Raw genomic sequence first — 13644 nt, forward strand, 5'->3', positions numbered from 1 at the left:
GTGGCATGACACGGGACTGGCGCGCGCTGCCTTCCGTCAATTCGCTGTGGGAAGCCACGGCGGAGCCGGCGCGCGCGTTTCCCGTGCTGTCGGGCGAGCAACAGGCGGATGTGGTGATCATCGGCGCAGGCTACACTGGCCTCTCCGCCGCGCACCACATTGCCAGGAGCGGGCTCAGCCCCGTCGTGCTCGAGGCCAACCGTCCCGGCTGGGGCGCGAGCGGGCGCAATGGCGGCGTGATCACCGCAAAATTCCGCCTCTCGTTCCGTGAAATCGATGCCGCACACGGCCGCGCCATGGCGCGGCGCATGTACGAGATCGCGCATGAATCGACCGACATGGTCGAGGAGCTCGTCTCCGAATTCGGCATCACCAGCGCGAACCTTGTGCGCACCGGCCAGGTCAAGGCCGCGCACAATGAGACGACGCTCAAGGCCGCGATCGACGAAGCCAACTGGATGACGCGCGAGATGGGCTCCGCCGCGGTCCGCATTCTCGACAAGGGACAGGTGCGTGAGGAGACCGGCTCCGACATCTTTGTCGGCGGTGTGCTCAATCCCGGTTCGGGCGGGATCCATCCGCTGAACTATCTGCGCGGCCTCGCAAATGGCGTTGCAAGCCGCGGCGTTCGGATTTTCCAGGAGTCGCCGGTCGTCAAGCTCCGGCGCGAGAAGGACGGCATCGTTGCCGAGACACCGCAAGGCGCGGTGCGCGCCAGGCAGGCGATCATTGCCACCAACAGCTATTCGGATCTGACCGGTGCCACCGCGCATCTGCAGCGCACGCTGATCCCGTTCCGCAGCGCCATGGTCGCAACCGAGCGGCTTCCCGGCAATCTCGCGGGAAAACTGATGCCGACGGGGCGCACTTACACCGAGACCAAGCGCATGATGCGCTGGTTCCGCATGGTCGACAACCGCGTCATCTTCGGCGGCCGCGGCGCCTTCGGCAAGCAGGATTCGCAGGCCGCATTCGATGCCTTGCGCAAGGCGATGGTCGGCATCTTCCCCGATCTCGCCGATGTCCCGCTCGCATACAAATGGTCGGGCCTGGTCGCGATGACGCTGGACTCGGTCCCGCATATCGGCCGGCTCGATGACCGCACGCTCTTCTCGGTCGGCTACAACGGCGCAGGCGTTGCGATGTCGAGCCTGATGGGCAGCTATCTCGCCGCCTTCGTGCGCGGCGAGACGCCCGACGTCGGCCTGCTCGACGCGCGGCGCATGAAGGCGATTCCGTTCTATCCGCTGCGGGAGCCCGCCGTGCGCATGGTCGCCGGCTGGTACCAGTTTCTCGATGCGATCGGTCGGTGAGATCATTTGGAGGAGGTGAGGATGACGATGAAGCAGAAATTTGGATTGGGCTGCGCGCTGCTGGGCGCAATCGGACTGACCAGCGCGGCTGATGCCGCCGAGCAGATCACCTTCGTCTCGCAGGGCGGCGCCTATCAGCAGGCGCAGACGGTGGCGATCCTCGATCCCTCCGCCAAGAAGCTCGGCATCACCATCAACCAGGACTCCATTCCCGATGCCTGGCCCGCGATCAAGACGCAGGTCGGCAGCGGCAAGCCGATCTGGGACGTCGTCGACACCCCGACCGGTAACTGCCTGCGCGGCGGCGAACAGGGGCTGATGGAGAAGCTCGACTTCTCGAAGATTCCAAACGGCGCGGCGATGCCGGAGGCCTATCGCAGCCCCTATTCAGTGTCCTACGAGTTCTATTCGAGCGTACTTGCCTACAGCCAGAAGAAATTCCCGAAGGACGCGCCGAACAGCTGGGCCGATTTCTGGGACGTGAAGAAATTCCCCGGCCGCCGCGCGCTGCGCAACCATCCGTTTGCAACGTTAGAGGCGGCGCTGATGGCCGACGGCGTCGCACCGGACAAGCTTTATCCGCTCGACGTCGACCGCGCCTTCAAGAAGCTGGAGGAGATCAAGCCGCACATCACGGTGTGGTGGACCTCGGGCGCACAGTCGGCGCAGTTGCTCAATGACGGCGAGGTCGACATGGAGATGGCCTGGAATGGCCGCGTCAGTGCCGTCGCCAAGGAAGGCGCGAAGGTCGCCTTTACCTACAACCAGGGCATCCTGCAGAGTACCTCGCTCTGCATCCTCAAGGGCGCGCCGAATCTCGCCACCGCGATAAAATTCCTCAACGAGGCCGTTGATCCCGTGCACCAGGCCAACCTGCCGCTCCACATCGACTATGGTCCGGGCAATCCCAAGGCGTTCGAGACGGGCGTGATCAAGCCCGAGCGCGCCGCGCAATTGCCGAGCGAGCCGGCCAATGCGGCCAAGCAGGCGCTGATGTCCTACGCCTGGTGGTCCTCGCCGGCGGGCGAAGCCGCCGAGAAGCGCTGGGCGTCCTTCATGCAGAAGTGAGCGAGGCAACGTTGACGACTTCAGTGCCAGATCCCTCCCAAAAACATCAGCGCCGTGAGCACGGCCTGATGCTGGCACTGGTGTCGCCGGCGCTGCTGGTGATCCTGGCTCTGATCGTGCTGCCGGTCGGCTGGCTGGCCTGGCAGTCGATCTACCATGACGGCTTCACGCTGGAGAATTATCGCCGCGTCTTCACCGAAGACGTCTACTGGCGCAGCTTTGCGCTGACCTTCGAGATCAGCCTCGCGGTCACGGCAATCGCGCTGCTGCTCGGCTATCCCGTGGCCTACCTTGCCAATTCGGTGCCGAAAGGGTGGAGCATCGTCATCCTCTCGCTGGTCGTGCTGCCGTTCTGGACCAGCGTGCTGGTCCGCGCCTATGCCTGGCTGGCGCTGCTGCAGCGCACTGGCGTGATCAACCAGTTCCTGCGCTATCTCGATGTGATCTCCGAGCCGCTCGCGCTGGTCCACAACACCTTTGGCACGGTGGTTGCGACCGTGCACATCCTGCTGCCCTTCATGGTGTTGCCGCTCTACGCCACCATGCAGAAGATTCCCAACGATCTCATGCAGGCCGGCGCCAGCCTGGGCGCGAGCCCGTCGCTCACCTTCATGCGCGTGTTCCTGCCGCTGTCGCTGCCGGGCGTGCTCGCCGGCTGCACCATGGTGTTCGTGCTCTGCCTCGGCTTCTACATCACGCCGGAGCTACTCGGCGGCGGCCGCACCGTGATGGTGTCGATGCTGGTGAGCCGCAATGTCGAGCTCTACAACCAGTTCGGGGCGGCGAGCGCGGTCGCGGTGGTGCTGCTCATCAGTGTGCTCGTGATCTTCTTCGTCGTCAGCCGCTTCATCTCGCTCGACCGCGTGTTGGGGCAGAAATGATGCGCGCCTCGCCCGCACGGATCGCCCTCTACGTGGTCAGCGCGCTGGTGCTGGTCTATCTGATCCTCCCCGTTCTGATTATCGCGCCGATCTCGTTCTCCAGCGCGCGCTTTCTCACCTTTCCGCCGCCCTCCTTTTCGCTGCGCTGGTACCAGCAATATTTCTCAAATCCGGCCTGGATGCAGGCGACGCAGGTGACGCTGACGGTCGCCCTCCTTACCGTCGTGATCGCGACCCCGTTCGGGGTGGCCGCTGCCTATGCCATCAGCCAGTCGAAGCTACGCATCATGAGGCTGATCCACTTGGCGCTGCTGTTGCCGCTGGTGGTGCCGATCATCATCACCGCCGTCGGCATCTTCTTCGTCTATGCCAAAGTCGGTCTGGTCGCGACCATGCCCGGCCTCGTGCTGGCGAACGTGATGCTGGGCCTGCCCTATGTCGTCATCTCGGTGCTCGCGGGCCTGCAGAGTTTCGATCCCGCGCAGGAGATGGTGGCGCGCAGCCTCGGCATGAACCGCCTGCGCAGCTTCTTCGCGGTGACGCTGCCGCAGATCAAGTCCAGCGTGGTTGCGGGCGGAATCTTCGCCTTCATCTCGGCGATGGACGAGACCATCGTCGCGCTGTTCATTTCCGGCGGCCAGTATCAGCCGTTGACCAAGCGCATGTTCACCGCGCTGCGCGACGAGATCGATCCGACCATCGCCGCGATCTCGACCTTGATGACGGCGGCCTCATTCATGCTGGTGCTGCTGGCGAGCGCGCGACAGAAGCGGAGCGGGTGAGGATAGCGGGGCTGAAATTGACGAGATCAATTCACCCGATCGCGAAATCGGCGGCCGTCTCGGCGTGAATGGCCGTGGTGTCGAATGTCTCGACCGACGTGTCATTAGGGCCGACCAGCATGGTGATCTCGGTGCAGCCGAGGATGATGCACTCGGCGCTGCCGGCGACGAGCGCCGCCATCACCTCCTGGTAGCGGCGGCGCGAGGGCGCGGCGACGTTGCCGAGGCACAGCTCGTCGTAGATGATGCGGTTCACCTCGGCGCGCTCGTCCGCGGGAGGGACCATGACGTCGAGACCGTGCGCGCGCAATCGGTCGATGTAGAAGTCTTCCTCCATCGTGAACTTGGTGCCGAGCAACCCGACGCGCCGATATCCCTTGCCCCGAATCCGCTCGGCCGTCGCATCGCCGATGTGGATGAACGGAACGCTCACGCTGGATATGATCTCAGGCGCCAATTTATGCATCGTGTTCGTGCACAACACGATCGCCCGCGCGCCGGCGCTTTCGAGCAACCGCGCGACCTCCGCCAGGCTCGCCGCCGCCTCCTGCCAGCGGCCGGCATATTGCATCTGCTTGATCTGCTCGAAATCGTAGGAATACATCAGAAGCGGGGCCGAATGCAGCTTGCCCATGCGGTCGCGGACCCGCTCGTTGACGAGCTTGTAGTAAAGCGCGGTGCTCTCCCAGCTCATGCCGCCGATCAGGCCAATGGTTTGCATTCCGGTGCTCCCGAACAGTGATTCAGAGGGATCGTAGACGAAGATGCCGAACCTCGCCATCATGGCCGCGGCAGGGCCTGTAGTGCAAACGGCAGGGACGGGCATGACGCCTGCGCAGGCTGCGAGAAGCCTTTCGACCTTGCACACGCTCTCGGCCTGTCTTAGGCCAGTTCCCGAACAAGTGCGTATCGCCGAAGTCTTGAGGGAGCCGACATGACCATTCGCAACACCCGCACCGGGGGCCAGATCCTGATCGATCAGCTCGTCGCCCAGGGCGTCGAGCGCGTCACCTGCGTGCCGGGCGAGAGCTATCTGGCGGCGCTCGATGCGTTGCATGACAGCCCGATCGACGTCGTGATCTGCCGCGCCGAAGGCGGTGCGGCGATGATGGCGGAGGCCTATGGCAAGCTCACGGGGCGGCCCGGAATCTGCTTCGTCACACGCGGCCCCGGTGCCACCAATGCCAGCCACGGCGTTCACATCGCGATGCAGGATTCGACCCCGATGGTCCTGTTCGTCGGCCAGGTCGACACCGGCATGCGCGAGCGCGAGGCGTTCCAGGAGCTCGACTACAAGGCGGTGTTCGGCTCGATGGCGAAATGGGCGGTCGAGATCGACCGCCCCGACCGCATTCCGGAGCTGGTCGCGCGCGCCTTTCGCGTCGCCATGCAGGGCCGCCCCGGTCCCGTGGTGATCGCGCTGCCGGAGAACATGCTGACCGAGACGGCGGCGGTAGCGGACGCCATGCGCATCGAGCCCGCCGTGAGCTGGCCGGCGCCGGCCGATATCGAAAAGCTCGGCGCCATGCTGGCCGGCGCCAGGGCACCACTCGTCATTCTCGGCGGCTCGCGCTGGACCGACGAGGCGACCAAGAGCATCGCGCGGTTCGCCGAGCGGTTCGACCTGCCGGTCGCGACCTCGTTCCGCCGGGCTTCGCTGATCGACGCCGACCATTCGCATTATGCCGGCGACCTCGGCATCGGGCCGAGCCCGGGCCTGAAGGCGCGCATCGACAATGCCGACGTCCTCCTGCTCATCGGCGGCCGCATGTCGGAGATGCCGTCATCGTCCTATACGCTGCTCGACATTCCCAATCCGAAGCAGAAGCTGATCCATGTGCATCCGGGCTCCGAAGAGCTCGGCCGCATCTATCAGCCTGAACTGGCGATCCAGGCGACGCCGTCCGCCTTCGCCGCCGCCGTCGAGACGTTGAAGCCGTCAGGTGCGGTGGCGTGGAAGGGCGAGGCCGCCAAGGCGCATGCCGATTATCTGGCCTGGACCGGGAAGGCGCGCGAGCTGCCGGGCACGTTCCAATACGGCGAGGTGATGACCTGGCTGCGCGACCGCCTGCCGAAGGACGCGATCGTCTGCAACGGCGCCGGCAACTACGCCGGCTGGATCCATCGCCATCACCGCTTCCACAGCTTTGCCGCCCAGCTCGCGCCGACCTCGGGCTCGATGGGTTACGGCGTGCCGGCGGGCGTGCTGGCCAAGCGGCAATATCCGGATCGGGTCGTGGTCGCGTTTGCGGGCGACGGCTGCTTCCTGATGAACGGCCAGGAATTCGCCACCGCCGTGCAGTATGACGCGCCGCTCGTCGTCATCATCATCGACAATTCGCAATACGGCACCATCCGCATGCACCAGGAGCGCGACTATCCCGGCCGCGTCGTCGGCACCCAGCTCAAGAACCCGGATTTCGCGATGTATGCGAAGGCGTTCGGCGGCCATGGCGAGCGCGTCGAGCGCACCGAAGAGTTCGCACCGGCTTTCGAGCGCGCGCTCGCCTCGGGCAAGCCGTCGATCCTCCATTGCATCATCGATCCCAGGGCGATCTCGGTCGGCAAGGATTTTACGCCCGCAGTGAAGGCTTAGGGCGATGCCGGACGGCCGCCACGTCGCCATCATCGGAGCCGGCGCGGTCGGCGTGATCAGCGCGATCGAGGCGCTGCGCGAGGGCCATCGCGTCACGCTGATCGATCCGGGCGAGCCCGGCGGCGAACAGGCGGCGAGCTACGGCAATGCCGGCTGGCTGTCGTCGCATTCGGTGATCCCGCCGGCGGAGCCGGGCGTCTGGAAGAAGGTGCCTGGCTATCTCCTGGACCCGCTCGGCCCGCTTGCGATCCGCTGGTCTTACCTGCCGAAGGCGCTGCCCTGGCTGATCAAATATCTGCTCTCGGGCTGGACCGCGGCGCGGGTCGAGACCACGGCGTTCGCGCTGCGCGATCTCCTGAAGGACGCGCCGCTGCTGCACAGGAAGCTCGCGGAAGAAGCCGGCGTCCCCGACCTGATCGAGCGCAACGGCGTGATGCACGTGTTCACCTCGCGCGGCAATTTCGACAATGATCTCGGCTGGCGCCTGCGCAGGAAGGTCGGCGTCGAATGGCTGGAGCTCAATGCCGACGAAATGCGCCAGCGTGAGCCGGACCTGGATCCGCGCTACACCTTTGGCGTCGTGGTGGAGGAGGCCGGACGCTGCCGCGATCCCGGCGCTTATGTTGCTGCGCTCGCCAATCATGCGATTGCCAGCGGCGCCAAGCACGTGCGCGCCAAGGCGACCGGGTTGAAGCTCAACGGCGACAAGCTCGTCGCCGTCGTCACCGAGACCGGCGAGATTGCCTGCGATGCCGCGGTGGTCGCGGCCGGTGCCCGCTCGAAGCAGCTCGCCGCGTCGGTCGGCGATCCGCTGCCGCTCGAGACCGAGCGCGGCTATCATGTCGTGATCGAGAATCCGGAAACAGGTCCGCGCAGCTCGATGATGGCCTCCGACGCCAAGCTGGTGGTGAACTGGACCAACAAGGGCCTGCGTGCCGCCGGCACGGTCGAGATCGCCGGCCTCGAGGCCGCTCCGAACTGGAAGCGCGCCGAGATCCTGCGCAACCACCTCGTCAGCATGTTTCCGAAACTGCCGAAGGACATTCCGGCCTCGCGCGTCAAGACGTGGTTCGGCCATCGCCCGAGCATGCCGGACGGACGGCCCTGCATCGGCTATTCGCGCGCCTCGCGCGATATCGTCTATGCTTTCGGCCACGGCCATGTCGGCCTGGTTGGCTCGGCCCGCACCGGCCGTCTCGTCGCCCAGCTCGTGAGCGGCAAGGCGCCGGAAATTCCGCTCGCGCCGTTCGCGCCCGATCGTTTCCTCTGAGAGCCTACCCATGACCACCTCAGCCAGCTCGTCCTCCCGCATCGCCCGTGGCGGCAAGGCCATCTACGGCGCGCCGCTCGGCATCCTGATGCTGGAGGCGCGCTTTCCCCGCATTCCCGGCGACATGGGCAACGGCACGACCTGGCCATTCCCGGTGCTCTATCGCGTGGTGAGCGGCGCCTCGCCGGAAAAGGTAGTGCTGAAGGGCGCGGCCGGCCTCTTGCCCGACTTCATCGATGCGGCCAAGGATCTGGTGCGGCTGGGAGCGGAGGCCATCACCACCAATTGCGGCTTCCTCTCGCTGTTCCAGAAGGAGATCGCGGCGGCCGTCGGCGTTCCCGTCGCGACTTCCTCGCTGATGCAGGTGCCGTGGGTGCAGGCGACCCTGCCGCCCGGCAAGCGCGTCGGCCTCGTCACGGTGTCGGGCTCGACCTTGACACCGGCCCATCTCGAAGGCGCCGGCGTGCCGCTCGACACGCCGCTGGTCGGCACCGAGAGCGGCAAGGAGTTCTTCCGCGTCCTGATCAAGGCCGAGAAGGACGACATGGACATCGCGCAAGCCGAGCGCGACGTGGTCGAGGCCGGCAAGGAGCTCGTTGCCAAGCATCCGGATGTCGGCGCCATCGTGCTCGAATGCACCAACATGCCGCCTTATGCCGCCGCGCTTCAGGCTGAGGTCGGATTGCCCGTCTACGACATCTATTCCATGATCACCTGGTTTCATGCCGGGCTGCGCCCGCGCGTCTTTGCGTGAATGCGTCCGAGAGATCGTTACAAGTTGCAGGAGTGAACCCATGAAACTATCGGGCAAGGTCGCGGCCATCACCGGCGCGGCGCGCGGCATCGGCAAGGCCTGCGCAAAGAGGTTTTTGGACGACGGCGTCAAGGTCGTCATCTCCGACGTCGATGCCGAGGGCTTGGCGGCCACGGCCGCCGAGCTCGGGCGGCCGGATTCCCTGCGCACTGCCGTCGGCAATGTCGCCAAGCGCGCGGACGTGGATCAACTGGTCGCGACCGCGGTGAAGGAGTTCGGCCGGCTCGACATCATGGTCAACAATGCCGGCGTCGCCCGCAATCGCGACATTCTCGACATCACCGAGGAGGAGTTCGACGAGATCCTCGGCATCAATCTGAAAGGCGCGTTCTTCGGCGTGCAGGCGGCGGCGAAGCAGATGATCGCGCAAGGCGGCGGCGGGGTCGTCATCAACATGTCTTCGGTGAACGCGCTGCTGGCGATCCCTTCGCTTGCGACCTACGCGATGTCGAAGGGCGGCATGAAGCAGCTGACCTCGGTTGCCGCCGTCGCGCTCGCTCCGCACAACATCCGCGTCGTCGCGGTCGGACCCGGCACGATCCTGACCGACATGGTGGCCTCCGCGATCTACACGTCCGAGGACGCGCGCAAGACCGTGCTGTCGCGCACGCCCGCTGGCCGTGGCGGCGAGCCGAGCGAGGTGGCCTCCGTCGTAGCCTTCCTTGCCAGCGACGATGCGTCCTATATCACGGGGCAGACAATCTATCCCGACGGCGGCCGGCTGGTCCTGAACTACACGGTGCCGGTGAAGGAGAAGTAGGGGCGTTGTCGCCCCACTCTCGCTGTCATCGCCCGGCTTGACCGGGCGATCCAGTACTCCGAGGCAGCAGTGATTGAATCGATGGGCCGCGGCGTACTGGATTCCCCGCTTTCGCGGGGAATGACAGTCGTCGTGAGGCAGGCAGTCTGCCTCTTACTCCGCCGCGACCGTCAACCCGTAACCCAGCCGCTTCGAGACGCCCCCGGCGCAGTCGCGCAGCGCATGCGCGATCGGGCTGTCCCAGCGGGCGTCAAAAGTGCCTTCCGGGCCCATCGCGGTGATGACCAGCGCGACGTGTCCGAAATGATCGAACACCGGCGCGGAGAACGCGTTGACGCCGGGCAGGGGATCGCCGAGCGCACGGGCGAGGCCGTGCTTGCGCACCTCGGTCAGCATGTCGGCGAACTTCGCCCCCTTCACGGCGCGCTTCGGGTTGTAGCCGACGCCATAACGGTCGAGGCCGCTGTCGAGCGCGGCGCTGATCGTCTTCTCCGGCAGGAACGCCGCAAACGCGCGGCCCGTGGCGGTCTCCAGCAGCGCCATCACCGAGCCGACGCGCATCACGATATGCACCGGCTGGGCCGGCTCTTCGAGCTGCACCACGGTCGGGCCGTGCGTGCCCCAGACCGCGAGCGAGACGGCGTGGCCGATCTGGCTCGCGAGGCCCGCGATCTTGGGACGCGCGATGCTCACGCCGGAGAGGCGGCGCAGGCTGATCAGGCCGAGCTCCAGCGCCAGCGCGCCGATCTCGTAACGGCCGGTGCTCTCGTCCTGCTCGATCAGGCCGATGCGGGAGAAGCTGGCGAGATAGGGATGCGCCTTGGCCGGTGTCATGCCGGCCTCGCGGGCGAGATCGCGCAGCATCATCGGCTCGCCGCTGCGGGCGAGCGCGCGGAGCAATTCGCCGCCGACCTCGATCGACTGGATGCCGCGGCTCTCTCTCTTCATGCGCCTCCGATGCGCTTGGGTCGTTGTTTGAGCATGATCTCTTCGGAAAACCGCTGCACACTTTTCCGGATCATGCTCTACGCCGCGTCGCGCTTGGCGGCGCTGTCGGCAAGATGTCTGCCGGCAATGTAGCCGAAGGTCAGCGCCGGCCCAAGCGTGATGCCGGCGCCCGGATAATTGCCGCCCATGATGCTCGCCATGTCGTTGCCGGCGGCATAGAGGCCGGGGATCACGCGGCCCTCGGCATCGAGCGCCCGTGCGTTCGCGTCGGTGACGATGCCGGCATAGGTGCCGAGATCGCCGATCACCATCTTGATGGCGTAGAACGGGCCGTTCTCGATCGGTGCGACGCAGGGGTTGGGGCCGTGCAACGCATCGCCCTGGTAGCGGTTATAGGCCTTTGAGCCCTTGCCGAAAGCGGCGTCGCGTCCCAGCGGCGCCGTCTCATTGAACTGCCTGACCGTCTCGGCGAACGCCTTGGAATCGATCCCGGCTTTCGCCGCCAGCGCTTCCAACGTGTCGCCGCGCATGAGATAGCCGGTCTTCAAATGATGACCCAGCGGCATCGGAAACGGCGGCACGCAGCCGAGGCCGTATTTCCGCAGCGTCTTGTGATCGCAGACGAGAAATGCGGCGATCTCCTCGCCGGGCTTGGCGGCCTTGATCATGGCCTGGACGAAGTCGTGATAGGAATTGCCCTCATTGGCGAAACGCCTGCCGTCGCGCATCACCGCGATCACGCCGGGCTTGGCGCGATCGATGAAGTGCGGCATCACTCCCTTGGAGCCGTCCTTGCGCGTGGTCAGCGATACCGGCACCCAGGCCGCCGCGTTCGGCAGGCGGTCCTCGATGCGGCCGCCGGCGCCTTCTGCAAGGCGCAAGCCGTCGCCGGTATTGCCCGTAGGCCCGGGCGAATAATGCTCAACGCCGGTCGGCGCATGCGGGAACATCTTCCTGCGCCGCCCGACGTCATGCGGAAAGCCGCCGCAGGCGAGCACAACGCCCTGTCGTGCACGAACGCGCACCTCGCGTCCCTCGCGCGAGACGATGGCGCCGGTCACGGCGCCGTTCTCGACCGTCAGCTCGCGCACCGGCGAGGACAGCCACATCGGAATCTTCAGGTCGAGCGCTGACTTTGCGAGGCGGCCTGCGAGCGCATTGCCGTTGGTGAGCGTCATGCCGCGGCCATAGCGCAGCACGTCCATGAAATGCCGCGTCAGGCGCTTCGCGACATAGACCGCCGAGGTCAGCGACTTCGTCACCCGCATGAAGTGGATGATCTCCTTGCCGCTTCCCAACATCATGCCGAACACGGTGAGCTCGGGCAGCGGCATGCCGAGCGATTTGATGAGATTGCCGAGCTCGCGGCCGTCGAACGGGCGCGTCACCATGGAGCGGCCGCCCTGGGCACCGCCGGGCGCTTCCGCGTGATAATCGGGAAACACCAGCGGCATGTCGAAGCGCAGCGCCGTCTTGGTGGTGAAGAAATCGACCGCCTCGGGGCCGGCGCTCAGAAAGGCATCGACGCGTGCTGCGTCGTAATTGTTGCCCGCCTCATGCCGCAAATACGTGCGGGCCTGTTCCGGCGTTTCCTCGATGCCATATGCCTTTGCCAGCGACGTGCCGGGAATCCAGAGCCAGCCGCCGGAGCGGGCCGTGGTGCCGCCGAAGCGCGGCTCCTTCTCGACGATCAGCACGTCGAGCCCGCGATGACGCGCGGTGATCGCGGCCGACATGCCGGAGCAACCCGATCCGGCGACGAGCACGTCGCACTCGTACGTCTCCATGGTGCCATGCTCGTTGCCAGCCATATCGGGCCTCACTTCTTCAGGAGCGGACACTTGGATTCGGAGACCGGGCGGAAGGCGTCATCGCCCTTCACGGTCTTGACGATGTCCAGATAATCCCACGGCTCCTTGGACTGCGCGGGGGTCTTCACCTTGGCGAGATACATGTCGCGGATGACACGGCCGTCCTCGCGCAACTTGCCGCCATGGACGAAGATATCCTCGATCGGCAGCTCGCGCATCTTCGCCATCACCTTGGCGGAATCGTCGGTGCCGGCCGCCTTGATCGCCTTGAGATAGTGCAGCACCGCGCCGTAGACGCCGGTCTGGATCATGGTCGGCATCACCTTGGTGCGCTCGTAGAACTTTTTCGACCAGGCGCGGGTGGCCTCGTCCATGGCCCAGTAGGACGCGGTGGTCATATAGGTGCCCTGCGCGGCCTTCAGGCCGATGGCGTGCACGTCGGTGTCGAACATCAAGAGGCCGACCAGCTTCTGACCGCCCTGGACCAGGCCGAACTCGCCGGACTGCTTGATGGCGTTATCGGTGTCCTGGCCGGCATTGGCGAAGGCGACCACATCGGATTTCGAGCTCTGCGCCTGCAGCGCGAAGGAGGAGAAGTCGGCGGTGTTGGTTGGATGCTTGACGCCGCCGAGCACCTTGCCGCCCATCTCGTTGATGAAGCGGGTGGCGTCCTTCTCGAGCTGATGGCCGAAGGCATAATCGGCCGTGATGAAGTACCAGGATCTGCCGCCTTCCCGGATCACGGCGGAGGCCGTCACCTTCGAGAGCGCATAGGTGTCGTAGGTGAAATGTACGGTGTTCGGGCTGCACAGCTCGTCGGTCAGCGAGCTCGCGCCGGGGCCGGAGAGCAGGGCGACTTTGCCGCGCTCGCGCACCATGTTGTGCACGGCGATGGCGATGCCGGAATTGGGGATGTCGACCACGGCGTCGACCTTGCCGTTGTCGAACCAGCCGCGGACGATCTGCACGCCGACGTCCGTCTTCATCTGGTGATCGGCGCTGATGATCTCGATCGGCTTGCCGAGCACGGTCGGCCCGAATTCCTCCACGGCCATCTTTGCGGCCTCGACCGAGCCCGGCCCAGAGTTGTCGCGGCCCCAGCTCGACAAATCCGTCAGCACGCCGATCCGCACCGCGTCGTCGGACACTTGCGCGCTGGCACCTGTGGTCATGGCAGCCGAAGTCATGGCCGCGAGCACGGCGCAGGCCAGAAGCCCTCTCATTATCGTTTCCTCTCTTTTTGGCCGCTTGGTGCGGCAGGGTCGTTGTAAGGGAAATTAGATAATGGCGAATTAGTTTGTCAATGGCGAATAACGGCTGTCGGGCTGGTTCCACGATGGCCGGGTGATGCCCCTTAAGGAGCGCTCCTGCCTCAACACCCGTCATTGCGAGCCACCGGGT

Annotated in this window: 12 protein-coding genes; 8 read left to right on the top strand and 4 right to left on the bottom strand. The window is 65.7% G+C overall.

What is annotated here, in order from left to right; translation table 11 throughout:
• The first annotated feature begins 5 nt into the window (after positions 1–5).
• The 4 genes from I6F09_RS21485 to I6F09_RS21500 all read left to right on the top strand — a co-directional run bounded on the left by I6F09_RS21485 (position 6) and on the right by I6F09_RS21500 (position 4044).
• Positions 6–1313, top strand: coding sequence for an FAD-binding oxidoreductase (locus tag I6F09_RS21485; protein WP_225188982.1), 1308 nt, complete (start codon positions 6–8; stop codon positions 1311–1313).
• A gap of 21 nt (positions 1314–1334) precedes the next feature.
• The gene (locus I6F09_RS21490; protein ID WP_225126135.1) at positions 1335–2381 is read left to right on the top strand and encodes an ABC transporter substrate-binding protein; all 1047 of its coding nucleotides are present in this window, start codon (positions 1335–1337) and stop codon (positions 2379–2381) included.
• A gap of 68 nt (positions 2382–2449) precedes the next feature.
• Positions 2450–3262 carry an ABC transporter permease gene (locus I6F09_RS21495; RefSeq protein ID WP_225188983.1) on the top strand — a complete coding sequence of 271 codons (813 nt, stop codon included), beginning with the start codon at positions 2450–2452 and terminating at the stop codon, positions 3260–3262.
• Entirely contained in the window at positions 3259–4044 is a 786-nt protein-coding gene (locus I6F09_RS21500) for an ABC transporter permease (RefSeq protein ID WP_225182746.1), read from the top strand. Before I6F09_RS21495 ends, I6F09_RS21500 begins: the two co-directional genes overlap by 4 nt.
• 31 nt (positions 4045–4075) lie before the next feature.
• Here I6F09_RS21500 and I6F09_RS21505 read toward each other — a convergent pair whose 3' ends face one another.
• Positions 4076–4765, bottom strand: coding sequence for an aspartate/glutamate racemase family protein (locus tag I6F09_RS21505; RefSeq protein ID WP_225188984.1), 690 nt, complete (start codon positions 4763–4765; stop codon positions 4076–4078).
• Positions 4766–4978: 213 nt separating this feature from the next.
• Between I6F09_RS21505 and I6F09_RS21510 the strand changes: the two genes are divergently transcribed.
• From I6F09_RS21510 to I6F09_RS21525, 4 genes are read left to right on the top strand one after another with little or no spacing between them, the layout of a single operon-like run.
• Positions 4979–6640 carry a thiamine pyrophosphate-binding protein gene (locus tag I6F09_RS21510; protein WP_225188985.1) on the top strand — a complete coding sequence of 554 codons (1662 nt, stop codon included), beginning with the start codon at positions 4979–4981 and terminating at the stop codon, positions 6638–6640.
• A gap of 4 nt (positions 6641–6644) precedes the next feature.
• The gene (locus I6F09_RS21515) at positions 6645–7910 is read left to right on the top strand and encodes an FAD-binding oxidoreductase (protein WP_225188986.1); all 1266 of its coding nucleotides are present in this window, start codon (positions 6645–6647) and stop codon (positions 7908–7910) included.
• A 10-nt stretch (positions 7911–7920) separates the two neighbouring features.
• A complete protein-coding gene (locus I6F09_RS21520; protein ID WP_036027373.1) occupies positions 7921–8664 on the top strand; it encodes an aspartate/glutamate racemase family protein in 744 nt (247 codons plus the stop codon).
• A 40-nt stretch (positions 8665–8704) separates the two neighbouring features.
• Entirely contained in the window at positions 8705–9484 is a 780-nt protein-coding gene (locus I6F09_RS21525) for an SDR family oxidoreductase (protein ID WP_225182743.1), read from the top strand.
• Between the two features lie 153 nt (positions 9485–9637).
• Here I6F09_RS21525 and I6F09_RS21530 read toward each other — a convergent pair whose 3' ends face one another.
• From I6F09_RS21530 to I6F09_RS21540, 3 genes are all read right to left on the bottom strand, one after another.
• Entirely contained in the window at positions 9638–10432 is a 795-nt protein-coding gene (locus I6F09_RS21530) for an IclR family transcriptional regulator (RefSeq protein WP_225188987.1), read from the bottom strand.
• A 77-nt stretch (positions 10433–10509) separates the two neighbouring features.
• Positions 10510–12243: an FAD-dependent oxidoreductase gene (locus tag I6F09_RS21535; RefSeq protein WP_225188988.1), complete on the bottom strand. Its 1734-nt coding sequence runs from the start codon at positions 12241–12243 to the stop codon at positions 10510–10512.
• Between the two features lie 8 nt (positions 12244–12251).
• Positions 12252–13466 carry an ABC transporter substrate-binding protein gene (locus I6F09_RS21540; protein ID WP_225188989.1) on the bottom strand — a complete coding sequence of 405 codons (1215 nt, stop codon included), beginning with the start codon at positions 13464–13466 and terminating at the stop codon, positions 12252–12254.
• Positions 13467–13644: the final 178 nt, after the last annotated feature.

Origin of the sequence: Bradyrhizobium sp. IC3195 (assembly GCF_020193585.1) — a bacterium.
GTDB lineage: Bacteria > Pseudomonadota > Alphaproteobacteria > Rhizobiales > Xanthobacteraceae > Bradyrhizobium > Bradyrhizobium yuanmingense.

Coding starts and splice junctions, on each gene's coding strand:
- I6F09_RS21485 (WP_225188982.1), top strand. CDS start 6: ATGACACGGGACTGGCGCGCGCTGCCTTCCGTCAATTCGCTGTGGGAA.
- I6F09_RS21490 (WP_225126135.1), top strand. CDS start 1,335: ATGACGATGAAGCAGAAATTTGGATTGGGCTGCGCGCTGCTGGGCGCA.
- I6F09_RS21495 (WP_225188983.1), top strand. CDS start 2,450: ATGCTGGCACTGGTGTCGCCGGCGCTGCTGGTGATCCTGGCTCTGATC.
- I6F09_RS21500 (WP_225182746.1), top strand. CDS start 3,259: ATGATGCGCGCCTCGCCCGCACGGATCGCCCTCTACGTGGTCAGCGCG.
- I6F09_RS21505 (WP_225188984.1), bottom strand. CDS start 4,765: ATGCAAACCATTGGCCTGATCGGCGGCATGAGCTGGGAGAGCACCGCG.
- I6F09_RS21510 (WP_225188985.1), top strand. CDS start 4,979: ATGACCATTCGCAACACCCGCACCGGGGGCCAGATCCTGATCGATCAG.
- I6F09_RS21515 (WP_225188986.1), top strand. CDS start 6,645: ATGCCGGACGGCCGCCACGTCGCCATCATCGGAGCCGGCGCGGTCGGC.
- I6F09_RS21520 (WP_036027373.1), top strand. CDS start 7,921: ATGACCACCTCAGCCAGCTCGTCCTCCCGCATCGCCCGTGGCGGCAAG.
- I6F09_RS21525 (WP_225182743.1), top strand. CDS start 8,705: ATGAAACTATCGGGCAAGGTCGCGGCCATCACCGGCGCGGCGCGCGGC.
- I6F09_RS21530 (WP_225188987.1), bottom strand. CDS start 10,432: ATGAAGAGAGAGAGCCGCGGCATCCAGTCGATCGAGGTCGGCGGCGAA.
- I6F09_RS21535 (WP_225188988.1), bottom strand. CDS start 12,243: ATGGCTGGCAACGAGCATGGCACCATGGAGACGTACGAGTGCGACGTG.
- I6F09_RS21540 (WP_225188989.1), bottom strand. CDS start 13,466: ATGAGAGGGCTTCTGGCCTGCGCCGTGCTCGCGGCCATGACTTCGGCT.